Source organism: Vreelandella nigrificans (assembly GCF_002374315.1).
Taxonomy (GTDB): Bacteria; Pseudomonadota; Gammaproteobacteria; order Pseudomonadales; family Halomonadaceae; genus Vreelandella; species Vreelandella nigrificans.
In genome coordinates this window covers 146,087-169,235 of sequence record NZ_NWUX01000006.1, presented here as the reverse complement: position 1 = coordinate 169,235, position 23,149 = coordinate 146,087, and the positions used below count along the sequence as shown (strand labels likewise).

The window sequence follows — 23,149 nt, the reverse complement described above, 5'->3', positions numbered from 1 at the left end:
TGTCGTTAGCGATAGTTGTAGCTATCAGTCGGTGGCGTTTCTTGTGCGTAGGCAGGCAAACGCTCGGGGTGGTACTCAGCATCATAGTCGTAGCGTGCTTGGGTAAAACGCTCTACTACCGCTGTGTCACGACGATGCAGCACATGACTTAGGCCAACAAATAGCACAGTGTTGAGCATCAGCCCCCAAATGCCAGCATGGTAGCCAAAGGGTGCGCTCAGAGGGCCAAAGGTCATTAGCAATACACAGGCAACACCACCCCATAAACCCGCTAGTGCGGCGGTAGGGTGAGCTTTTTTCCAGGTGATGGCGCCGATGGTAGGAATAATCAGCTGTGCGGTGCCCGCTAAAGCTGCAATACCGATAGTGACCAGTACACCAGGCACGGTAAGTGCCATGATATAAGCCGCAAGTGAGAAGCCGACCAGTGATAGACGGCCGATATAAACAATACGAGCCTGGCTCGCTTCACGGTTCACATAACGCTTGTAGATATCCATCGTTACCACAGTGGAGACTGCGTGAATCTGGGAGTTAGCTGTGGACATGGCCGCAGATGCGCCTGCCGCCATAATCAATGAGGCAAGCAGGTAAGGGGCATACTCCATCAGCATGATGGGCAGGATTTGATCGGGATTTTCCACATTGGGCTCAAGCAGTACACCGGAGTAACCTGACAGCACTGAGCCCACATAGGCAAAAGCTGCCAAGCCAAGTAGAAAGGGCATTAGATTAAACAGTTTGCCGTGTTTGACCGAGTACATGCGTAGCCAGATTTGTGGGCCCATAAAGGCGCCAATAGCGGTAATAGCAAACAGTGAGAACCACATGGGATAGCCCATATTACCGTTGGGCCCTGGCATGGTGAGGTGCTCGGGAGAACTTTGCTGAAGCTGGCTAAATAGGGCGGTTGGTCCTCCTACTTGAGTGGAAATGTAGTAGCCTGCGTACATCATGCCGAAAAACAACAGAGCGCCGTAAATAACGTCTGTCCAGGCGATGGCACGAATACCGCCAATCCATACGTAGATAATAATAATGAAGTAGAATAGCAGCGCTGCTAGCCAGAAAGGGATCAAGCCACCGGAGGCTACTTCAATTAAGTAGGCGCCACCAGTTAACTGAATCTGTAAATAAGGCACAGTGAAAATAAGTGTAATAGCAGCAACGGTAATGCGCAGCGCTTCACTGTTATAAAAGTCACCGATTAAATCTGAGGGTGTTAAGTAATTGAACCGCTTCCCTAAAAACCAAACCCGCTTGCCAATCCAGTAATACATAAAGCCAAACAACAGATTCCATGCTAGGGCGGTAAGAAAGACTGGGCCGTTGGTATAGAAAGTGGCATTAGAACCTAGGAAAGCAAACGCACTCCACCAGGTTGCCGCTACGGTGAAAAACACCGCAGTACTGCCCATGGCGCGGCCCTGAACGAAAAAGTCTTCGCTGGTTTCTTGCGATTGGCGCGCTGATAAAACCCCGACCATTAAGGGGATAATCATAAACGCTGCGATAATTAATAAGCTACCGGTCATGCGTCATCCCCTTCTTATGGTTGCTTAATAGCATGGTTATTCGACGGAGTAGGGCTTCCCCAGTTGGTCAAATAGGCCACCAAAAAAAGTGCTGTTAATACAAACCACCAAAAGAGATTCCAGACCAATAAAAAGGGGAGACCCATCAGCATGGGCTCTATTCGGTTAGCCAGCATAATGGCTGGGCTTTCCAACATTAAGAAGCCAAGTATCATGCCGCCATAAATAGACAGCTTAAGTGGAGATAAATGTTTCATGGCAAGTTAGCCCTATGTTTATGGTTAGTCTGTGAGCTTAGTTTGCAGCGTAAAGCTACCAACGACGGCGTTTTTAAGCGCAGTGCGGCTGCCGAACACTAATTTGAGGCGTGAACCACAGGTTTGTTGTATTTATTCGTATAAATATAACAACTAGGTGTTTTTCTAAATGTCGTCAAGAGAGAATTGATATCTGGTGTCCTCGTTTACGTATAAATTATCTAACGTGAACAAAAGAAAAGCGTAATTTTATAAACGTGTTCAGTGGCGCATGCTGAGGCAATGCCTCATACGATGGAGCTGGACACCATGTTGGAAATAAAAAGCCAAACAACCCCACAAGCATCTGAGCATGCTGTTGGAGAAAGCGCATCCGCTACCGAGCTAAATCAACACTACTGGATGCCATTTAGTGCCAATCGCGACTTCCATGCCAATCCGCGGGTTATCGCTGGGGCGGAAGGGCGTTACTACATTGATGACCAGGGTCGTAAGCTGTTTGATTCGCTTTCAGGGCTATGGACCTGTGGCGCGGGCCATAATCGTGAAGAGATCCAAAAAGCCGTGGCGGCGCAGCTAGGCAGCCTCGACTTTGCCCCTGGTTTTCAAATTGGCCATCCGTTGGCGTTCAAGTTGGCGGAGAAGGTTGCCAGCCTTACACCTGCTGGGTTGGACCACGTGTTCTTTACCAACTCAGGTTCAGAAGCCGCTGATACCTCGGTCAAGATGGCCAAGGCCTACTGGCGGTTAAAAGGTAAGCCGGAGAAGACCCGTATGATTGGCCGTGCTAAGGGCTATCACGGGGTTAATATCGGCGGCACTAGCCTTGGCGGGATTGGTGGTAACCGTAAACACTATGGCCAACTGATGGATGTGACGCATCTCCCCCACACTCTTCAAGCGGGCCAGGCCTACACCCGTGGCCAAGCGGAAACTGGTGCCGAGCTTGCCGATGCGCTGCTGGATCAAATAGCCTTACATGATGCATCCACCATTGCGGCGGTGATTGTTGAGCCGATGTCCGGCTCGGCGGGGGTGATCGTACCGCCTAAAGGCTACCTGAACCGGCTGCGTGAGATCTGCACTGCCCACGATATTCTGCTGATTTTTGATGAAGTTATTACCGCCTTTGGCCGCAGCGGCGCGACCACCGGCGCGGAAGCCTTTGGCGTAACGCCGGATATCATGAACGTGGCAAAGCAGATCACCAACGGCGCCATCCCCATGGGGGCGGTGATCGCCTCCAGTGAGATTTTCGACACCTTTATGCACGCTGGTGGCCCCCAGCACGCCGTTGAGTTCCCCCATGGATACACCTACAGCGCCCACCCGGTGGCCTGTGCGGCAGGACTTGCTGCGCTGGAAATGATGGAGCGTGAAAACTTCCCTGCTCAGGTTAGCGCCATTGCACCTGCTTTTGAGCGAAAGCTTCATGCCCTGAAAGGCCGTAACCATATTGTTGATATTCGCAACTACGGCCTAGCTGGTGCTATTCAGCTAACGCCCCGGGGGGGCGACCCAACGATTCGCCCAAGGGATGCGCATATGGCGCTTTGGGAAGCGGGTTTCTATGTTCGCTATGGCGGCGACACACTGCAGTTTGGTCCTCCCTTTGGCACCACAGAGGCTGAACTAGAGCGGCTGTTCGACGCTGTGGCAACCACCCTGGATTCATTAGCATAAGCGTCGTTGGCATAACCTGCTGATCTAAACTTCAGAGAGTTTAAATATGAGTGTTGTTTCCCATCTGATTAACGGTGAGTTAGTTGAGAGCCAGCGCACGCTGGAGGTGACCAACCCCTCCACGGGCAAGGTGATTCGCCAAGTGGCAGACGCGAGTGCGGCTGATGTTGAGCGTGCCATTGCCGCTGCACAGGCTGCATTTCCTGCCTGGCGCGATACTCCGCCCGCCAAGCGTGTCCAGGTGATGTACCGCTTTAAGCAACTGCTGGAAGATCACGCCGACCGTTTAGTGCACCTGGTCAGTGAAGAGCATGGCAAGACAATAGAAGATGCCATGGGCGAGCTTAAGCGCGGCATTGAAAACGTCGAGTACGCTTGCGGCGTACCTGAGCTGTTAAAAGGAGAATACTCCCACAACGTAGGGCCAGGCATTGATGCTTGGTCTAACTTCCAGCCCTTGGGTGTGGTGGCAGGTATTACCCCGTTTAACTTCCCCGCTATGGTGCCGCTGTGGATGTACCCCATGGCAATTGCCTGCGGTAATACCTTTATCCTCAAACCCTCAGAAAAAGACCCTTCGGCAGCGCTGGCCGTGGCCGAACTGCTTCAAGAAGCAGGGTTGCCCAAAGGTGTGATGAATGTGGTTCACGGTGGACGCGAAGCAGTAGAAACCTTACTGGATGCCAAGGCCGTCAAAGCCATCTCATTTGTTGGCTCAACGCCAGTGGCGGAAGCGATTTACTCACGCGGCTCTGCTGCTGGCAAACGCGTCCAGGCACTTGGCGGGGCGAAGAATCATGCCGTGGTGCTACCAGATGCCGATTTGGAGAACGCTGCCAATACGCTAATGGGCGCGGCATACGGTAGCTGTGGCGAACGCTGCATGGCGATTTCGGTGGCAGTATGCGTCGGTGATGAAACAGCGGATCGCTTGGTAGCCACACTGCTACCGAAAATCGCCGAGCTTAAGGTTGGTCCAGGTACCGATAAAGGCCTGGATATGGGCCCACTGGTGACAGCAGAGCACCGCGATAAAGTGCTCGGCTATATCGAAGATGGTATTAGTGCTGGCGCGAGGCTGGTGGCCGATGGTCGCAGCCTGAAAGTAGCTGGCCATGAAGAAGGCTATTTCGTTGGCGGCTGTCTGTTTGATAATGTGACCGCTGAAATGCGTATCTATCAGGAAGAGATCTTCGGGCCAGTACTGTGCATAGTGCGGGTCGGCAGTCTGGACGACGCCATGCAACTGATTAACGACCACGAGTACGGTAATGGCACTTGCCTGTTTACCCGCGATGGTGAAGCCGCTCGGCGCTTCACTGATGGTATTGAAGTGGGCATGGTCGGCGTGAATGTTCCGCTGCCCGTACCAGTGGCTTATCACAGCTTTGGCGGCTGGAAGCGCTCGCTGTTCGGTGATCTCCACGCCTATGGCCCCGACTCCGTACGCTTCTATACCCGCCGCAAAGCGGTTTCCCAGCGCTGGCCATCGGTTAGCGAGGCGACACGGGCGGAGTTCTCGTTTCCTGTCAACCAAAGTTGACGTCCTAGAGTAAATAGGAGATCTTCTCAGCACCGTCGTTCTGCGACGGTGTTTTTTTTGGTGCCTATCTTCGACGTAAAGGACGAGTGCAGCGTGGCAAGAACTCAGGATGAAATTCGCCAGACCAATGTTAAGAAGATTCTCTTGGCGGCAGAACAGCTATTTGCCGAAAAAGGCTATGCCGGTGCCTCCATGGGCGAAATCGCTCAGTTGGCGGATATTCCTAAGTCCAACGTGCACTACTATTTTTCCACTAAAAAGACGCTTTACCAGGAAGTGTTACTAGCGCTGCTGGAAATCTGGAAGCAAGACGCGCTCTGCTTCGAGCTTTACGATGATCCCCGTGTAGTGCTCTCTACCTACATTCGCGCCAAAATGAATCATTCACGCTATCGTGCTCATGGCTCTAAAATATGGGCAGCAGAAGTGATGCAAGGCGCGCCGATCCTGAAAGAACGATTGCGGGATAACCTTTACGAATGGGCCAAGCTTAAAGAGTCGAAAATTCGCGAGTGGGTCGAGTCAGGTCAAATCAACCCCGTTGAGCCTTCCTACCTGCTCTATATGATTTGGGCATCGACCCAGCACTACGCCGACTTCGACTATCAAATCTACCTGCTCAATGACGATAAGCCACTAGACGACCTACAGTTTGAAAAAGCCGTACAGTCGGTTACCTCGGTGATCTTGCGAGGCATTGGGTTGACAGCGTGAACAGCACTCAACGATTGAGCTGTACAGATGTATCAAACTTATGTCGTTTACGGGATAACAGAGTGCGGAACTTACGCATATTGTCATCGCTATAGAGCACGCGATCGCAGAAGCGGTCATACTCATCTAAATCAGCGACTGTCACGATCAATACAAAGTCACATTCGCCAGTTACTTGATAGCACTGCTTCACTTCAGGGGCGTTTACCGCTGACGTTAAGAACCGCTGGTAGAGTGATTTGTTATCCCGCTCCATGGTGACTTCTACCACCATGTGAAGACACTGCCCTAGCGCATTAGGGTTGAGTAGTGCTACCTCTCTTTCAATGATTCCTTCTTCGCGTAAGCGCTTAACTCGTTTTAAACAAGCTGAGGGAGAGAGTCCTACTTCATCCGCCAGCGCTTGATTGGTCAGGCTGGAATCACGTTGAAGCTGGTCAAGAATGCGCCGATCAATGCTGTCCATGAAATAAAATGCTTATTAGTAAGTTGAAAAGAACGAATATTGATTGTTTTTGAAGTATTCGAAAGAAGATTCTGCATTGCCTCCATTACCATAACGGTTATTCAGACGATGGCAAGGGAGAGCTAAATGCATATGAGTATTTATCACCTATTGGGCGGCTTCAGTGGCGTTCTAAAAGATGCACTGCGCGTATATGTGACGCTACTAAAAATCCTGATTCCGGCGCTACTCATCGTCAAAGGGTTAGAGTTGTTGGGTGTTGTCGACTGGTTAGGGGCGGTACTGGCCCCCTTAATGAACATACTTGGCTTGCCCGAGCAGTTAGGCGTTGTGTGGGCGGCGGCGCTCTTTACCAACTTGTACACCGCCATTGCGGTATTTTTTCAAGTTGCTGGTGATATGTCCTTGAGTGTTGAGCAAGTAACAGTGCTGGGGGCGTTGATGCTGGTAGGGCACTCGATTCCTGTTGAAGGGGCCGTTGCCAAGCGCGCCGGTGTACCCTGGTGGGCCACACTATTACTACGAGTGGGAGGTGCTTTACTGCTGGCTTGGCTTTTACACTGCTTCTATTCGTATTTTGGCTTGTTACAAGAGCCCATTGCATTGGTATGGCAGCCAAGTTTTTCATCGGCGCCAACGCTGAGTGGGTGGGTAGTTACTCAGCTTGAAACGTTAGTACTTATTTTTGTAATTATTTTAGCGCTAATTGTACTCCTGAAGGTTTTACAAAAGCTTGGTCTTGAACGCTGGATTCACCTTGGCTTGCTACCATTACTTAAGCTATTAGGCATTGGTCGTTCGGCGGCTAACGTTACCGTGATTGGGTTCACGTTGGGTTTAAGCTACGGCGCAGGGCTGCTGATTCGTGACGTGCAAAACGGTGTGCTTAGCAAGCGGGATAGCACGTTAGCGCTGTGCTTTCTTGGCCTCTGCCATAGTGTTATAGAAGATACACTGCTGATCCTAATGCTGGGGGCTGATATATCAGGCATATTGTGGGCAAGGTTGCTGTTTGCCGTTATCGTTACTGCGGTTATTGCCCGTTGGCCTAGGCCAATAGCTCGATTAGGTGAGCGAAAGCGACAGTAAACCCCTTCACAAAGCTTTCTTTGTTTGAACACCGCTTCGTCGTTGGTGATCAGGCCTAGCCGTCCAAAATGGCAGATTTTGTAAGACATTCGCTATAGATTTTGTAAGAGATCTCTTAAAAGTTGATGACTGAATTGATTTTGCGAAGAGATGCTGTAGCTTTTCTCTGCGCTTAGGTTGTGAAACTGCGGGAATTGAATGCTTAGCCCAAACCGTGTTCAAGCCATAAACAAGTGCCCAAAGCATAGCCGTAGGTGATGGCGGCTGAATACTACTTTCATAACAGTGCCCTTTCTCAGCAGAAATGAAAAAGGGCATTCATTCATGGCGACATCCAGTAGTGATGGCGCTTATGTTTAGCCTAACTGGGTCTCAGGCGTATGCCTCTATTTATTTCTATTATCACCACCTTTCCTACTGTCATTTTTACGATATTGCTAAGTGTTGCGGTTATTTACTGGCTAATTTCGCTATCAGGGTTAGTCGATAGCGATACTGTAGAGGGTGATTTGGGTGATGGTGGCTCGCTAGATTTTGGAGGCTTACTGGCAACGTTGGGGTTGCATGGAGTCCCTCTGCCCCTGGTAGTCACTCTGCTGGCATTGACCGGCTGGCTATTTAGCTACTTTGCAACGCTGCTCTTGGGTATACAGCTTACTCCAGGCTTATTGCTGTGGCTGTTTAATGGCGTCGTGCTAATTCTGGGTCTTGCTATTGCCACTGTAGTGACCTCCTTTCTAATTCGCCCTTTGCGGCCGCTGTTTCGCCCGGCTCAGACTAAGCCCACCGAGCAGCGCCTAATAGGTAGGCTGTGCACAATTCGCTCAGCAACTGCAACCAAAGAGCATGGCCGAGCCGATGCACATATCGATGGTGACCATCTTATTTTGCAAGTGCGTAGCGACCCGCCATTAGCGCGTGGTGAACGTGCCATCATGATTCAGTACCTTGAAAACGAAGATGCGTACTGGGTCATTTCTGAAATAGCTTTCGAAGCCGGCTTAGCCGATTAATTGCCTTGCTGCAGGAGATAAAGATGAATTTGTCGTGGGTCATGCCGCTATTGGTAAGCATCAGTGTAATAGTGATTGCACTGCTTGCCATATTGTCACTGTTTAAAGCCTTTTATCGGAAAATAGATCAAGGCCAGGCTTTAATCGTTAATGACCTTTCCACGATACCGAAGGTCTATTTTACCGGCGCCATGGTGCTGCCTGTTGTGCATCGTGCAGAGATCATGAAGATCTCGGTGATCACCCTTGAGCTTAACCGTACGGGTAAAGAGGGACTGATTTGCCGGGACAACCTACGTGCTGATATCAGCGTGGCATTTTATTTGCGGGTTAATGCTACGGCGGACGATGTCTTACGTGTTGCTAAGTCCGTGGGTGTTGGTCGTGCGTCAGATCGTGATGCTGTTAATGAGCTGTTTAACGCCAAGTTCAGCGAAGCATTGAAGACTGTCGGTAAAAAGATGGACTTCATGCAACTCTTCGAAGAGCGCCAGCAGTTCCGCGACGCCATTGTTCATACCATTGGTCAGGATCTTAATGGCTATATTCTTGAAGACGTTGCGATTGACTACTTAGAACAAACGCCGAAAAGCTCGCTGGATCCGAACAATATTCTGGATTCGGAAGGTATTAAATGCATCACCGAGATTACTGCTCGGCACAATGTTGAAACCAACCGTCTGGAACGCGACCAAGAGCTGGAGATTCAGCGCAAGAATGTCTCGGCTCGTGAAGCAGCGTTAGAGCTGGAGCGCACTCAGGCAGACGCCGAAGCGCGTCAGCGTCGTGAAATTGAAAGTCTGCAGTCTCGTGAACAGTCTGAAGCCGAGCAGGTGCTCCAGCAAGAGCGTTCGAAAAGCGAAGCCGCGCGGATTAAAACCGATGAAGAGTTGGCGATTGCTGAAGAGAACAAGCTGCGCCAGATTGAAATGGCTACTAAGGCTCGCGAGCGTGCGGTACAGATCGAAGAGGTACGGATTCGTCAGGCCAAAGAGCTTGAGGATGTTACCCGTGAACGTGCGGTAGAAATTGAACGAATCGGCATGGAAAAAGCGCTGGAAGAAGAGCGCAAAGAGATTGCCGACATTACCAGCCAGCGTATTGCGGTTGAGCGCAACGTGGCTGAAGAAGAAGAGAACATTAACGATGTACGCAACCGCGCTGAAGCTGAACGTCAGAAGGTAACTCGCCTGACCGCAGCTCAAGCCGAAGCAGAAGAGCGCAAACTGAAAGAAGTACGTGCAGCAGAAGCAGTGTTCGAGCGCTCCAAGCTGGAAGCGGAAGAGACTGTTATTCGGGCACAAGCCGAGCTGGATGCAGCAGAGAAGCGTGCGACGGCAGAAGAGAAGCAGGCACGCGGCCATCAAGCCCTTGCTGCTGCAGACGGGCTTGCCGAAGCACAAGTGCTGGAAGCGCGTGCTCATGCCCAGCGTAGTGAAGGCTTTGCCCAGGCCGAGGTTAAAACAGCTAACGCGAAAGCTGACGAAGATGCTGGCTTGGCGGAAGTACGTATTCTTGAACAACGCCTTGAAGCAGAAGCGATGGGCGAGGAGAAACTGGGCACTGCTAAAGCACAGGCCCGGGAAGCAATGGCCAAAGCCGAAGCCAATGGCTTGGTCGAGAAACTGCGCGCTTACGACAATATGTCTGAAGAAGCTCGCCACTTCGAAGAGTTCCGTATGAACCTGGAAGTTCACGAAAAAGAAGTCATGGCGCAAATCGAAGCCCAGCGCATCGGTATGCTCGAAAATGGCAAGGTAATGGCTGCCGCAATGCACAATGCCAAGTTTGAGCTGATAGGTGGCGATAGTGATGTGTTTGAAAAACTCACCGCGGGCCTAGGCTACGGTAAAGCGGTTCAAGGGGTGCTCGATAAGTCACCAGCACTGCAAGCTACCCTGGCGGGCTTGGCGAATCGTGCTATGAGTTCTGGCAAATCCTCCGAATCTGCCTAAAGGATAGGGCGGCTCTCTACCGTGGGAACTGCCCCAGCCTTGCCGGTAGTATCGCGCCAAGCGGCCGATGACCTACCCAGGCAGTTTTCGTAAAAGCCTAAGACCGCAACTGTCACCCAATTGCGGTCTTTGCTATTTCAAGTGAGCACTTTTTCAGGATGAACACTATGTCGAAGGAGCACTCTTCGGTTGAAAACATTGTCAGAGAAAGCACCGCATTCGAGACGATTCAGCGGCGGCTGAGAACCCAAGGCGGTGAACTGGGCGCGTCGATCGGTAAACTGAACGAAGCCCGAGCTGAGGTTTTCGGTAGCAGTAGCATGTCGTTGCTGGGCAGGGCCCGGGTACGCACCGAAAATAACGCCATTGCTCGCGATATGGTACGCATTGGCGAGCAAATTCTGTTTGGCTTCAATGTGCAGTTGGGGCTGCGTAAAGCATTAGAAGCGACCGATATCTTTGCGCTCTACTACCTTAAAGATGATGAAGAGGGGCTTGAGTTAAGCGAAGCGCCAATGGCGGATAGCTTTCTCACCGAGAGCCGCTTTGTTCAAGATTTCAAAGAACTCCAGAAATACTACAGTCATGCCACGCTGGTTCAACTGGTCACCCTTAACAACAAACTGCTGATTGCTTTTCAAATAGGTGAAAAGCTAAGCGACCTGCGCGTTTTCCGTTGGGAATTAGCCGCCAGCGGCGAGGTGAGCCGCTATATCGATAACCGCGGTGAGCGCGACCTGACCTTTCCTGACCGCTTCGCTTTCCCCTGGCAGACAGCAGGCCGGGATATGCAAGAGCAGGGCCGCGCCCCCCATTTGAATATCCTTGATACCGTCTTCGTTGATAACCTGCGCGGCAACATTACCTTCAAGATTGAGAACAACACCAGCAGCGGCGAGGGTATCTTTACCGACCCTGTAGAGTCTGACTCTCAGTCGCTGGATGATGCCACCTTTGAATATGCTGATCTTGGCGCGGTGGTGCTGATCCGCATTTTGCCCTTCAACGAGAAACAGTGGCGCTACTATGTTTTTAATCGTGCCGAGCAGCACGTTAAACGTGTTGATGCCATGGCGGGCTCGGTGGTTGAGCTGCCGGAAAACCACGGCCTGATTTTCCCTTCAGGATACTATTTAAATACCGGTGAGTTGACCACCTACGAAGTACCCGAGGAAGACCTGCGTTTCAAGCGCATGGTGCGCTCGCCAAACGGAGAAGATGTTCTGTATATCTTCTACGCGCCGCAAACTGGGCAGGTGGTGCTTTACCGTTATAATTTGATCCGCAAGCAGGTCGATACCCCTATGGTGGGGCATGGTGCGGCGATACTTGAAAGCGGCCACCTGGCGATTTTTTATGCCGAAGACGAGCCAACGCTGGTTCACCCCATCCAGGTATGGGCAACGCCCTTTATGTCGGAGCGTTTTCATGCCCAGGATGCGGTGCGTAACGACACGCCACTAGGCCGAATCGGCAACCCTGATCTGGTGCGTGGCATTGCCGAGCTCAATAGCATTGTGCAGCTCGCTAACGAGCAGCAGGCATCTGAGCGGCACTTTAACGCTATTATTCGTCGGGTCGACCGCACGCTGAACCAGTTCCACTGGATTGGTGAAGCTGACTTTCAAACCATTCATGCCGCGCTTGAACAGCTAAAGCACACCGCTGAGCTGATGCTCGATGAGTATGAGAAAGTTCAGGCGATTCGTGCCCAGACTGCCCAAGCGCTAGACGAGGTTGAGCAACAGCAGACGGCGCTGCTGAGGGAGCTAAAGCCGAGCAGTTGGAAAACCCCCGACCTATTCGTCACCTACCTGAAACACCTACGCGACCATCGTGGGCGGCTAATGGCGCTACGCGAGCGCCGCTACCTGGATGAAGAGCGCTTGCAGGCGTTGGAACAAGCGCTGGATAAAGCGGAGCAGTCGCTTACCCAGCAGACCTTCAGCTTTCTTGCTCAACCTGAAGCCTTGGACGGCTACCGGGAAACCCTGGCAGCACTAAAAGAGCAGGTAGGTGAGGCGGAAAATCGCCAGCAGTTGGCAGAGTGCGTAGGGCGCTATCGCGAATTGACTGCGGGCCTGGATATGATCCAAGGGCTGCTATCGTCAATGTCCGGCGGCGATGCCATCGAACAGACGCGGATTACCGAGAATATCTCCAGTATCTATGCCTCGATCAACCAGCAGCGCTCCGAGGCTGAGATCCGTTTAAGAGAGCAGGGGAGCGCAGAAGCCCAGGCGCAGTTTGCGGCCCAGATTCGGCTGTTTGAGCAGAGCTTGGCTAACGGCGTGGGTGCGCTGCGGGAACCCGACGACTGCGATCAGTTAATGACCCGCATACTCGACCAACTCCAGGAGTTGGAGAGTCAGTTCGGCGAATTTGATGAATTTTTGACCACTATCCTTGAGCAGCGTGAAAGTGCCCATGAAAGCATCGAAGCACGTCGCCAGCAGTTGCAGGATGAACGTCAACGCCGGGTCTCCACTCTAACCGACGCCAGTCAGAGAATCCTGGCCAATGTGGAGCGGCGCACGGAACGCTTTGAAACGCTGGAAGAGCTACATAGCTTCTTCGCGGCGGATGCCATGGTAGGTAAAGTGCGTAGCATGATCGATGAGCTACGCGAAATGGGCGGTAACCTTGAGGCGGATGATATCGCCGGGCGTCTACGCTCCTCCCAAGATGCTGCCATGCGTAGCGTGCGCGACCGCTCCGATATCTATGAGTCCGGTGGCGATGTTATTCGCTTAGGGCCGCGCCACCGCTTCAGCGTCAACCAGCAGCATCTCGATTTAACCCTGGTGCCGCGCCAAGAGCGCATCATGCTGCACCTGACGGGCACCCAGTATTACGAGCCGTTGGAAGATGAGCGGCTGACCGAACTGCAAGATTACTGGGGAATGCTGCTGCCTTCCGAAAGCCCCACTGTTTATCGCGCTGAGTACCTTGCCTATCGTTTTATGGACGAGTTGGCGAAGCCCGGTGCCAAGCCAGTTAATGTCGAAGATTTCAGCGAGCTTCAGCGGCAGATTGCCAATTTTGCCTCGCCGCGCTATCGCGAAAGCTACGAAAAAGGTATCCACGATCACGATGCTGCGCACATCGTACGCACTCTATGGCCAGCACGCCAAAGTGCTGGTTTGCTAGGATTTGGGCCACTGTCCCGGGCGCTGGCGATGCTGTTCTGGGCCGACCGCATCCATGATGAAGAGGCGACCCGCAACCTGCGCACCCGCTGTCTATCGGCGGGTATCCTGTGCCGCATTATGAATAACGAGGATCTGTTAAACGCCTTGATCCAGGAAGTGCAGCCGCAGCTTGGTGCCTTTGTATCGGCCCAGCAGATCAACTGCTCGGTGAGTGAGATAAGCAGTGCCACTGATTTTCTGGTGCGCCAGTTGGCTGAAGAGGGCGAGCGTTTTCCGGTCACCCAGTACGCCGCCAGCCTGGTAGAGAGCTTTACCACCTCCATGCAGCAGCAGGGCCACTACGCGCATTTTCAAGAAGCCTTGGCGGTGGTTGCGGGTAATCCCGGCGCCCGCTGGGTGATCACTTCCCACTGGCTACAGGCCCACGCGGGGCAAGCCAAGCAAGAGGCGTTGCTGCACTACCTGCCTGAAGCGATTGCCATGCTTAACACGGCTGACCGGTTAAGCACCGCTCCCCATAATGTCGAGCTAGCTTTCACCGTTACTGGCTTGCTGGGGCAGCATGGGCGCCTTGAGCAGCAGGAGCTAACGTTTCAACTCGATGACTTTCAGGAGCGACTGCGCCACCATGAGCAGGTCGTTATACGCGACTGGACGGCACTGCAAGAGCGTCGTCAGCTGATTTTACGCGAGCAGCGGGAGCGGTTGCGGCTAGAAGAGTACCTACCTAAACCGCTCAACTCCTTTGTGCGCAACAAGCTGATTACCGAAAGCTACCTACCCATTATTGGCGATAACCTGGCTAAGCAGATGGGCACGGTGGGCGATACAAGGCGAACGGATAACAGCGGTTTGCTGATGATGATTTCGCCACCTGGCTACGGTAAAACCACGCTAATGGAGTATGTGGCGAACCGCTTGGGGCTGATCTTTATGAAGATTAACTGCCCCAGCCTTGGTCATGATGTGACCTCGCTGGATCCTGATGCTGCTACTCATTCCACCGCCCGGGCCGAGCTGATCAAGCTCAACCTCGCCTTTGAGATGGGCAACAACGTTATGCTCTATCTGGATGATATTCAGCATACCCATCCTGAGTTTTTGCAGAAATTTATCTCGTTATGCGATGGCAGTCGGCGGGTAGACGGTATCTGGAACGGGCGTACTAAAACCTACGATATGCGCGGTAAGCGCTTCTGTATCGCCATGGCGGGTAACCCTTACACCGAAAGCGGCGACGTGTTCAAAGTGCCCGACATGCTGGCTAACCGCGCCGACGTTTATAACCTGGGTGATGTATTAAGCGGCATGGAAGAGGTGTTTGCGCTCTCTTACATTGAGAACGCCATGAGTGCCAATACGGTGCTCGCCTCTTTGGCCACGCGGGGCATGGACGATTTCTACCGCTTTGTTGATATCGCCATGGGCCGCGAGGTGCCGAGCACCGACTTTGAACACGACTATAGCGCCGCAGAGCGAGAAGAGATCGTGGCGGTGCTGAAGAGTATGTTTAAAGCACGTGAAGTGGTGCTGCGCGTGAATCAGCAGTATATCGCCTCCAGCGCCCAGGCTGACGAGTACCGGACGGAGCCGTCATTCCGCCTACAGGGCAGCTACCGCAATATGAATCGCTTGGCGGAAAAGATGTCGCCGATACTCAGCGACGACGAGCTTGAAGCGATCATTGATGATCATTACGTCGGTGAAGCGCAGCTGTTAACCCAAGGGGCCGAAGAGAATCTGCTCAAGCTGAAAGAGCTGAGAGGCACCTTAAGCGAAGAGGAAAAACAGCGCTGGGCAGATATCAAACGTGAGTTCCAACGTCGGCAACTAACCGGTGGCAATGAAGAGACCGGTGCCTTGGTGGTTCGCCAGTTAAGCTTAATTGCGGAAGGGGTTGGCCAGTGGGGGAAGGTAAAACCGGGGGGAGTTAATACTGACTGAGATGCTAATCATGCGTGATTGACTAATGATCCGCGATGGATAGAACATCAGCCGCTGGTAAACAGCGGCTGACTAAGCCGTTAGCCAATGGAGGAGTACTAAAACCTCACCGACGCCTGAAGACTAACTTCCAGTGGATTGCCGACTACTACCCGCGTGTTGCCGCCGCTTGAAGGGTAGTAAGTAGTATCAAATAGGTTCTTGGCATTGAGCTGCAGGTGCAGGTTGTCGCCCAGCCAGGGGGTATCCCAGCCGATAAACGCATCGGCGACGGTATAAGCGTCTAGCTGAAAGCTGTTGTTAGCATCGCCTTCGCGTTTACCCACGTAGCGTACACCGCCGCCCACACGCCAGTTACCCAGTTCTGGTGCAGTGGTTAGGTCGTGAGCTAAGTAAAGGTTGGCGGTATGGCGTGCGGAGTTGCTGAGCCGGTTGCCCTGAGTGCCAGCGGTGTCTTTTAGCACTTCAGTGTCGGTATAAGCATAAGACCCCAATAGCGATAACTGATCGGTTAACTGACCGGAGATCGTTAGCTCCACACCCTGGGAGCCTGCTTCGCCTATTGTGCGGGTGACACCGTTGTCAGAGACTGCAATATTCTCTTTGCGGATATCAAATAGTGCAACGGCTAGCGATAGTTGGTCGTTCCATAGATGCTTCACCCCAATTTCACTGCCCTTGCTATGCTCCGGGTCTAGCGTTTGCCCTGTATCGCTGTCGGCGCCATTGGGCACAAAGGCCTCACTGTAGCTAGCGTAAACGGAGGTCTCTGGGGTTAGACGATGCAGCAAGCTGACCGACGGTAGGAAGATATTGTCGCTAATATCGGTCTCAGTGATGAAGTTCTGTCCGCGGCCGCCGAGTTGTTCATAGTGGGTATAACGCCCACCTAGCCCCAGTATCCAGCGCTCGTTAAGGTGCCAGCGGTCACTCACATACACCCCGGTAGTGCTCACTTCATCTGAGGCTATTGCTATCCAGGTTAAGGCCGCCGTAACTGATGTCGTATATATTCTGATCGCTCACCGCTGTGCCGCGATACACCTCGGCCAGATAATCCTGCTGGCGCTCATGATCTACACCGATGGTGAAGTCGTGGCGCATACCTGCCAGAGTGGCGCTACCTGTGGTATCCCAGGCGGTGTACTGTACGCGCCGGTCAAAGCCGTAGTTGGCATCAGCACGGCGAGTTAGTGCTCCGGTAGATTCATTGACCCGCATCACTCTATGCCCGGCGTCACCAACGAGACGCTTAAAGTAGAACTCGACAACAACGTGTTAAGCCTGGAGGGTGAGATAGCGCTGAATATGCCTGAAGGGCTGAGCGCGCTGCACGCCGAGGTTCGCGGCCAGCGTTTTGCGCGGCGTTTTAACCTCAGTCACGAAGTGGACAGTGATGCCATTAGCGCCACTCTCGTCAACGGCGTACTGACGCTAACGCTGCCCAAGAAAGATAGCCACCGTACCCGCCGTATTGAGGTACAGGCAGCATAACGTTAGCCAACTGAGAACAGATGCTGAGTGTCCGCGATATCGTGGGCACTCTTTTTTGTTTCAGCTTTTGGTTACTGTTCTAGGTAAAACTCTCCCTTACCCACTACCACTGCGTTACCGCCAACCTGCACAAAGCCGGGTTTGATACCGCCATTTGCTGCTGTGTAGATAACACTGGGGCGGCCCATCTCAACACCCTGATGAATTGTGCATTGCAAGGTGTTCGGCTGAAGTGTTGCCAAGTAGCCGGTTAATGCTGCTGCGGCGCTGCCGGTGGCGGGGTCTTCGCAGATACTGGTGTGCATACAGAACATGCGGCTTTTAACCACTGTTTCTGCTCCATTGGTCTGCTCTATCACATATAGATATACCTGTTCGGCGCTGCTGGATGCGACAGCACTTGCCCAGGTGGTCGTCGAGATATGAACGCTCTCTAATGCAGCTACGTCGGTGAGTTCAATCAAGTGAAAAGGTAGCCCGCAGGAGGACAGCACGGGGTCACCAATAACCTGGTGAATGTCCAGTCCCAGCAGCTCAACGGCAGTGATACGATCAAAAGTGCTGTCTGAAACTATGGTGGGCTGGGCAGTGGTAAAGGTTGCTCTACCTTGTTCATAATTTACCGCTAACTCACCGATGGGGGGCTGCAGTACTAACGTTTGCGTAGGACTCACTAGCTTCAGCTGTGCTAGCAACTGCGCAGTGCCCACTGTGGGGTGGCCAGCAAAAGGTAGCTCCTCAGTAGGGGTAAATATGCGCATGGGGTAGTGATTTGGCCCAGTAGCAGCACTCAAAAACACCGTTTCAGCAAGGTTAAGCTCATTGGCCATCGCCTGCATGGTACTGGTTGTCAACTCATCGGCCTCAAGAAAGATGGCCAAAGGGTTGCCGGTAAACGGCTGGGCGGTAAAGACGTCCAGCAAGTAATACTCAGCGGTTTTCATATCAGTCCTTGTTAAGTGGTGCGTGCTGCCAAAACACTTTATGACCCTCTTTTAGCGCCTCTGCACGGTTGATGCCAATATCTTCAAGTAGTCGGTCATCCAGAGCCAATAGCTGACGGCGGCTACGGCGGTAGTGGCGGTACTGGCGCAGTTGAGATCTTAGCTGATAACGAAGCTGAGTGAGGCTGAAGCGTGGCATGGCTAATCCTCCGTGTTATATGCCCAACCAGATTACTCAGTGCTATCATTTGAATACAGATATAGAGTTTAATGTTTTTAGGATACAGAAGGGCGTGTTATGCCTCTGTATGGCCGATGTAGAGGTCATCTGTATCGTTATCAGGCTGCATTAGGGTGAGTGTCATGACACGCTATGAAGAAGTCGCCAGCATTTTGCGCGAGCGCATCGAGCACGGTATTTACCGTGTAGGTGATCGCTTGCCCTCTATTCGTGCGGTGTGCCAGGAGCTGGATGTCAGCATTTCTACAGCCCAGGAGGCCTACCGCCAACTAATGGATGTGGCATTGATTGAGTCGCGGCCTAAGTCTGGCTACTTTGTACTGCCTAGCCGGGTGCCATCGGTGCTGCCATCGGTCTCTCGTCCTGCCCAACGGCCATTGGATATTTCTCAGTGGGATCAAGTATTAGAGCTAGTCGCTACTCAGCGTGATGATAGTCGCCTGCTACTAGGTCGTGGCGTGCCGAATCTGGCTTATGAAACGCTTAAGCCATTGTCGAAAATCCTCTCTGGTTTGCATCGCGGCAATGACTTAAACGGTTTCAATTACGATAAATTGAACGGTAGCCCCGAACTGCGCCAACAGGTGGCACGGCTGGCGATCGCCTCTGGCTGCTTGCTGCATCCGGATGACATTATGGTCACCACCGGCTGCCAGGAGGCGTTGGCCATTTCACTGCGCACGCTAACCCAGCCTGGCGACGTCGTGGCCGTTGATTCGCCCAGCTTCTACGGCACCATGCAGATTCTCAAAGCCAACGGCTTGAAAGCGCTGGAAATTCCCACCGACCCGCAAACTGGCATTAGCCTGGAAGCTCTGGAGCTAGCGTTGGAGCAGTGGCCAATCCGCGCGATACAGGTCACGCCCACATACAACAACCCGCTGGGTTACACCATGCCTGAAGCACGCAAGCGGTCGTTGTTTCAACTTGCCCAACGTTTTGATGTGGCGATTATCGAAGACGATATCTACGGCGATTTATCATTTACCTTGCCCAGGCCGCGCACGGTGAAATCCTTCGACGATGACGGGCGTGTGATGCTGTGTAGCGGCTTTTCCAAAACGGTGGGCCCAGGCCTGCGGGTGGGCTGGCTGGCACCGGGCCGCTACCGCGATCAGGCCCTGCATATGAAGTACGTCTCCACCGGTGCCTCGGCTACAATGCCGCAGCTGGCAGTGGCGGAGTTCGTCGCTAAAGGCCACTACGAGCGCCACCTTCGCTACGCCACCCGCCAGTATCAGCGCCAGCGCGATATCATGATCAGCTGGGTTCAGCGCTACTTTCCTAAGGGTTCAGGTATCAGCTTCCCCCAAGGCAGTTTCTTGCTATGGGTTGAGTTACCCGCGGCGGTGGACTGCGTGCGCCTCAATGAACGCTTGGCACAGCATGCTATCCACGTGGCGCCGGGCTCGCTGTTTTCAGCCTCGGGCAAGTTCCGCCAATGTCTGCGTCTTAACTACGCGTTTACGCTTACTCCTGCTATCGAAGATGCTGTGAGAACGATAGGGATGCTGGCCACCGAAATGGTGGAGGAGGTACAGGCGCATGAGGTGGTGCTGAAGTAATAACGATAGGTTGTGTGTTTACTTCGACTTTATCTAATAGGGCCGCTGAAACTGCTGCCGCGCTTGTTCTACCCTTTGACGCGTAACGCAATTTAGCGAGTGGTCGTTGAGCAACCCCATGGCCTGCATAAAGGCAAAAGCGGTGGTGGGGCCGAAAAATTTCCAGCCACGTTTTTTTAACTCCTTGGCAAGGGCGATGGATTCGGGCGAGGTAGTCTGAGTTTGTGGCGTTGCTGATTCGGTAGGCTCATAGCGCCAGAAGAACGCCGCCAGCGAGCCTTCCTGCTCGACCATCTCCTTTGCACGTTGGGCGTTGTTGATAGTCGCTTCGATTTTTCCTCGGTGGCGAATAATGCCTGCATCTTGAAGCAAGCGCTGCACATCCTCTTCGCTAAAGAGAGCGACTTGGTGGAAATCGAAGTGGTGAAAAGCAGCGCGAAAGTTCTCGCGTTTATTGAGAATGGTGCGCCAGCTTAAGCCTGATTGAAAGCTCTCCAAGCAGAGCTTCTCGAACAGCCTCTGATCATCGTCTACCGGGAAACCCCACTCGTTATCATGGTAGGGCAGAAATTCCGCCGCACCGCCGCACCACTGGCAGCGGGGGAGCCCATCAGGGGCGATAAAGTCGTTGGCCATTAGCTAGTCACCTATCAATTGAACCACTCCTGGGCGGTACGCCACAGGCACATGCCGATGAAATAAGCCGATGTAATTCCCCATCCCCATAATGCCCAGACTGCATGCTCGGGGCTGGAAAGCACTAGCGAGGTAGTACATGCGCACCATACCAGCGTGACGGCGATATTGAGTGGCATGAATAGGCGGACTCGAAAGGGGTGAAGAAACTTCATCCGCGTAACGGTAAGAATGGCCAGGAGCACAATAGTGGCAAAGGTGATGAACGGCGGGAAATCGAGAATATAGAAGTAGGCGGCGGCGATATTCCAGGCGGCAGGAAAGCCTACGAAGTAATTATCCTGGCTTTTCATATCGACGTTACAAAAGCAGAACATTGATGACAGCAGAATAATGAACACTGCAAACAGTGCAAAATTGGTCGGCAAGTCAATAAAGTAATAGATGAAAAGGGCAGGAATAAAGGCCCAGGTCAGATAGTCGATGACCATATCAAGGGTTGAGCCATCGAAATGGGGCAGTATGGTTTTCACTTCATATTTGCGCGCCAGAGTACCATCAATGCCATCAATCATCATTGCAGCACCCAGCCAGAGCAGGCAGGCGACTGGATTATTATCGATCAGTGCAAGCAGCGCCATCGTGCCAAGCAGTACACCGCTGGCGGTAAAGATGTGCACGCTCCATGCCTTCCATATCGAAGCGCGGGATTCTGTGTGCGAAGAGAGCGATTGAGCCACATTAACCCCATAGGGAAGGTGAGTTCCCTTTCCGTTTGGTTTATAGATAAGTCTGTAAAGAAAGATACACTACTACAAGAAGGCTTCCAGAGAATACGTCGGAAGCACATCCTATGATGGCGTGGTCGATGTTCGGCTTCACACGCTACACACTCATTAGTGGCGCAGCCTCTGCCATGCCTCACTTAGCCATGCACCTGCTGTCAAAAGCTCGTTTTCCGTTGAGCCTGCATAGCCAAGTACTAAACCAGGGCGCTTATTCTCAGCAAGGTAATAACGAGAGAGAGGCGAAAGCGTAATACCCACGTCATTGGCGTGCTTAACAAGACTCTCCTCCACCTCAATAGTATCGAGTTCGGCTACCAAGTGCATACCCGCATGGCCGCCAGAGAGTCGAAGCCCGGCGGCCACTGCTGGTGCTAATGCTGCGCGCAAGCAGGCTTGGCGCTGGCGATAAGCGGCTCTCATACGGTTGATGTGACGCGTAAAATGCCCATTGGCAATAAACTCAGCAAGCGCTGATTGGACAGGGTAGTTACCTTCGCGGTGCAGCCGCGCATGGGCGCACCTGAAGTCTTCGGCAAGCGTGTCGGGCAGTACCAAATAGCCTAAGCGTAAGCCGGGATAGAGCACTTTACTGAAGGTACCCACATAGATAACCGATGACTGCTCGGAGAGGCCTTGTAAGGAAGGCGTGGGTGGCGTGTCGTAACGAAATTCGCTGTCATAATCATCTTCAATGATCCAGCTACCAGTGTGAGTAGCATGCTCAAGTAACGCCAGCCGTCTGGGTACTGGCATTGTTACTCCGCTGGGGTACTGGTGGGACGGTGTCACATAAATGAGCCGAGGCGCTGGCGCATTCTTAGAAGTAAGTGAAGGGTTTAGCCCTTCTTGATCCACGGGGATGGGCGTTACCGTCAATCCTGAGGCCAGAAAGCAGGCCTGGGCCCCACCGTAACCTGGCTCTTCCATCCAAACCGAATCCCCAGGGTCGGTGAGTAACTGAGTAATCAGCTCGAATGCCTGTTGGGCCCCTTGGGTAATCACGATCTGTTCTGGCTGGCAGCGCACCGAGCGGGAGAGCCGTAAATAGTCGCACAGGGCAGCTTTGAGTTCAGGTAGCCCACCGCTGGTTTGATAATCTAGCCATGACACCTTTGCATGGTGATAGTGACGCCGCAAAAGACGTTGCCACTGCTCGCGGGGAAATAGGTCGAGTGCTGGGACGCCAGGAGCAAAGGCACGATGGCCATAGCTTAGTGTTCCGCTTAGTGCTAACAGTGTCATGCCCCGCTTTGAGTAGCGAACAGGTAACGGGGGAGGACGTTCGTCTCTTGTTAACAGCGTGGGTAGATCTGCGACGTAGAGCCCAGCTCCCTGGCGGGCAATCAGTAACCCTTCCGCCAATAGTCGGTCCAGGGCGGCAAGTACCGTATTGCGACTAATACCCAAGGAAAGGGCTAGATAGCGGGAAGAGGGAAGCGCATCGCCAGCCGTCAATTCACCGTGTTGAATCCACTCCTTAAGCGAGCAGTAAAGCTGCTGAACAAGCGTAGCTTTTCCAGTCTCAGTTAGTTTTAGCGCAAGCGCCTCGGCAATCCAGTCGCTAGCCGCATCACGTCGTCTCACTGGTTCCCTTAATTTAGTGATAAGTGGCTCTTTATCATAGACCACTATAGCGGCAAGCTGTGTTAAATCACCACCCACATGGAGCAGTCGTTATGGTTAACGTTCGTGCAGCGGTACTCAATGACTTGGAAGCACTCAGTGGTTTACTTGATGGCTATCGTCAGTTCTATCAGCAGCCGAGTGATATTCAAGCAGCGCGTGATTTTTTAGATCAACGCATGGGGCTAGGGGATTCATTCATTCTGGTTAGCGAGAACAGTGAAGGAGCGCTCACTGGTTTTGTACAGCTTTACCCCGGGGTCTCCACAGTGGGTTTGAATGCCCGTTGGACGTTAAACGATCTGTTTGTACTGCCGGAATGTCGCGATAAGGGTACCGGCAGAGCGCTAATGGAGGCCGCCACGCAGCTGGCTTATGATCATGGTGTGGCACGTTTGATATTAATGACTCAGGTAGAGAATGAACGTGCCCAGCATCTGTATGAGTCGCTAGGTTGGCAGCGCAATACGGCGTTTTACGGTTACTTGCTGGATACTAAATAAGGGG

Annotated in this window: 20 protein-coding genes; 10 read left to right on the top strand and 10 right to left on the bottom strand. The window is 52.7% G+C overall.

Translation table 11 applies throughout. The annotated features are described in order from the left end of the window. Nucleotides 1–5 precede the first annotated feature (5 nt). Nucleotides 6–1,535, bottom strand: coding sequence for a sodium:solute symporter family protein (locus tag CPA45_RS09680; RefSeq protein WP_096651341.1), 1,530 nt, complete (start codon nucleotides 1,533–1,535; stop codon nucleotides 6–8). Nucleotides 1,536–1,549: 14 nt separating this feature from the next. Beyond that, entirely contained in the window at nucleotides 1,550–1,792 is a 243-nt protein-coding gene (locus CPA45_RS09675) for a hypothetical protein (protein ID WP_096651340.1), read from the bottom strand. A 309-nt stretch (nucleotides 1,793–2,101) separates the two neighbouring features. Between CPA45_RS09675 and aptA the strand changes: the two genes are divergently transcribed. From aptA to CPA45_RS09660, 3 genes are all read left to right on the top strand, one after another. Further along, nucleotides 2,102–3,475, top strand: coding sequence for an omega-aminotransferase AptA (gene aptA / locus CPA45_RS09670; RefSeq protein ID WP_096651339.1), 1,374 nt, complete (start codon nucleotides 2,102–2,104; stop codon nucleotides 3,473–3,475). A gap of 46 nt (nucleotides 3,476–3,521) precedes the next feature. Next, nucleotides 3,522–5,018, top strand: a complete 1,497-nt coding sequence (locus CPA45_RS09665; RefSeq protein ID WP_096651338.1) for a CoA-acylating methylmalonate-semialdehyde dehydrogenase — start codon at nucleotides 3,522–3,524, stop codon at nucleotides 5,016–5,018. A gap of 93 nt (nucleotides 5,019–5,111) precedes the next feature. Next, nucleotides 5,112–5,732, top strand: coding sequence for a TetR/AcrR family transcriptional regulator (locus tag CPA45_RS09660; RefSeq protein WP_078088961.1), 621 nt, complete (start codon nucleotides 5,112–5,114; stop codon nucleotides 5,730–5,732). A 7-nt stretch (nucleotides 5,733–5,739) separates the two neighbouring features. Here CPA45_RS09660 and CPA45_RS09655 read toward each other — a convergent pair whose 3' ends face one another. Next, a complete protein-coding gene (locus CPA45_RS09655; protein WP_096651337.1) occupies nucleotides 5,740–6,198 on the bottom strand; it encodes an Lrp/AsnC family transcriptional regulator in 459 nt (152 codons plus the stop codon). 126 nt (nucleotides 6,199–6,324) lie between these two features. Between CPA45_RS09655 and CPA45_RS09650 the strand changes: the two genes are divergently transcribed. From CPA45_RS09650 to CPA45_RS09635, 4 genes are all read left to right on the top strand, one after another. Next, nucleotides 6,325–7,287, top strand: a complete 963-nt coding sequence (locus tag CPA45_RS09650) for a nucleoside recognition domain-containing protein (protein WP_422822025.1) — start codon at nucleotides 6,325–6,327, stop codon at nucleotides 7,285–7,287. Between the two features lie 380 nt (nucleotides 7,288–7,667). After that, nucleotides 7,668–8,300, top strand: a complete 633-nt coding sequence (locus CPA45_RS09645) for a hypothetical protein (protein ID WP_096651336.1) — start codon at nucleotides 7,668–7,670, stop codon at nucleotides 8,298–8,300. 23 nt (nucleotides 8,301–8,323) lie between these two features. After that, the gene (locus tag CPA45_RS09640) at nucleotides 8,324–10,255 is read left to right on the top strand and encodes a hypothetical protein (protein WP_096651335.1); all 1,932 of its coding nucleotides are present in this window, start codon (nucleotides 8,324–8,326) and stop codon (nucleotides 10,253–10,255) included. Between the two features lie 167 nt (nucleotides 10,256–10,422). Then, entirely contained in the window at nucleotides 10,423–15,351 is a 4,929-nt protein-coding gene (locus CPA45_RS09635) for a DNA repair ATPase (protein ID WP_244287569.1), read from the top strand. A gap of 98 nt (nucleotides 15,352–15,449) precedes the next feature. On the opposite strand, the gene CPA45_RS09630 is transcribed toward CPA45_RS09635, so the two are convergent. Then, complete coding sequence (locus CPA45_RS09630; RefSeq protein ID WP_244287568.1) at nucleotides 15,450–16,286, bottom strand: TonB-dependent siderophore receptor; 837 nt, start codon at nucleotides 16,284–16,286, stop codon at nucleotides 15,450–15,452. 22 nt (nucleotides 16,287–16,308) lie between these two features. Next, complete coding sequence (locus CPA45_RS23085; protein WP_244287567.1) at nucleotides 16,309–16,572, bottom strand: hypothetical protein; 264 nt, start codon at nucleotides 16,570–16,572, stop codon at nucleotides 16,309–16,311. A gap of 6 nt (nucleotides 16,573–16,578) precedes the next feature. Here CPA45_RS23085 and CPA45_RS09625 point away from each other — a divergent pair, with 6 nt between their 5' ends. Next, nucleotides 16,579–16,845, top strand: a complete 267-nt coding sequence (locus CPA45_RS09625; RefSeq protein ID WP_244287566.1) for an Hsp20/alpha crystallin family protein — start codon at nucleotides 16,579–16,581, stop codon at nucleotides 16,843–16,845. A gap of 71 nt (nucleotides 16,846–16,916) precedes the next feature. Here CPA45_RS09625 and CPA45_RS09620 read toward each other — a convergent pair whose 3' ends face one another. After that, nucleotides 16,917–17,789: a PhzF family phenazine biosynthesis protein gene (locus CPA45_RS09620; RefSeq protein ID WP_096651333.1), complete on the bottom strand. Its 873-nt coding sequence runs from the start codon at nucleotides 17,787–17,789 to the stop codon at nucleotides 16,917–16,919. 1 nt (nucleotide 17,790) lies between these two features. Next, entirely contained in the window at nucleotides 17,791–17,988 is a 198-nt protein-coding gene (locus CPA45_RS09615; RefSeq protein WP_096651332.1) for a DUF1127 domain-containing protein, read from the bottom strand. 164 nt (nucleotides 17,989–18,152) lie between these two features. On the opposite strand from CPA45_RS09615, the gene CPA45_RS09610 reads away from it, so the two are divergent. After that, the gene (locus CPA45_RS09610) at nucleotides 18,153–19,595 is read left to right on the top strand and encodes an aminotransferase-like domain-containing protein (protein ID WP_096651331.1); all 1,443 of its coding nucleotides are present in this window, start codon (nucleotides 18,153–18,155) and stop codon (nucleotides 19,593–19,595) included. A 33-nt stretch (nucleotides 19,596–19,628) separates the two neighbouring features. Here the strand turns inward: CPA45_RS09610 and CPA45_RS09605 are convergent, their stop codons facing one another. From CPA45_RS09605 to pdxR, 3 genes are all read right to left on the bottom strand, one after another. After that, nucleotides 19,629–20,231 carry a DNA-3-methyladenine glycosylase I gene (locus CPA45_RS09605; protein WP_096651330.1) on the bottom strand — a complete coding sequence of 201 codons (603 nt, stop codon included), beginning with the start codon at nucleotides 20,229–20,231 and terminating at the stop codon, nucleotides 19,629–19,631. Between the two features lie 14 nt (nucleotides 20,232–20,245). Beyond that, nucleotides 20,246–20,929 carry a phosphatidylcholine synthase gene (pcsA, locus tag CPA45_RS09600; RefSeq protein WP_422822026.1) on the bottom strand — a complete coding sequence of 228 codons (684 nt, stop codon included), beginning with the start codon at nucleotides 20,927–20,929 and terminating at the stop codon, nucleotides 20,246–20,248. Nucleotides 20,930–21,127: 198 nt separating this feature from the next. After that, nucleotides 21,128–22,603 carry a MocR-like pyridoxine biosynthesis transcription factor PdxR gene (pdxR, locus tag CPA45_RS09595; protein WP_096651389.1) on the bottom strand — a complete coding sequence of 492 codons (1,476 nt, stop codon included), beginning with the start codon at nucleotides 22,601–22,603 and terminating at the stop codon, nucleotides 21,128–21,130. A 92-nt stretch (nucleotides 22,604–22,695) separates the two neighbouring features. Between pdxR and CPA45_RS09590 the strand changes: the two genes are divergently transcribed. Then, the gene (locus CPA45_RS09590; RefSeq protein WP_096651328.1) at nucleotides 22,696–23,145 is read left to right on the top strand and encodes a GNAT family N-acetyltransferase; all 450 of its coding nucleotides are present in this window, start codon (nucleotides 22,696–22,698) and stop codon (nucleotides 23,143–23,145) included. Nucleotides 23,146–23,149: the final 4 nt, after the last annotated feature.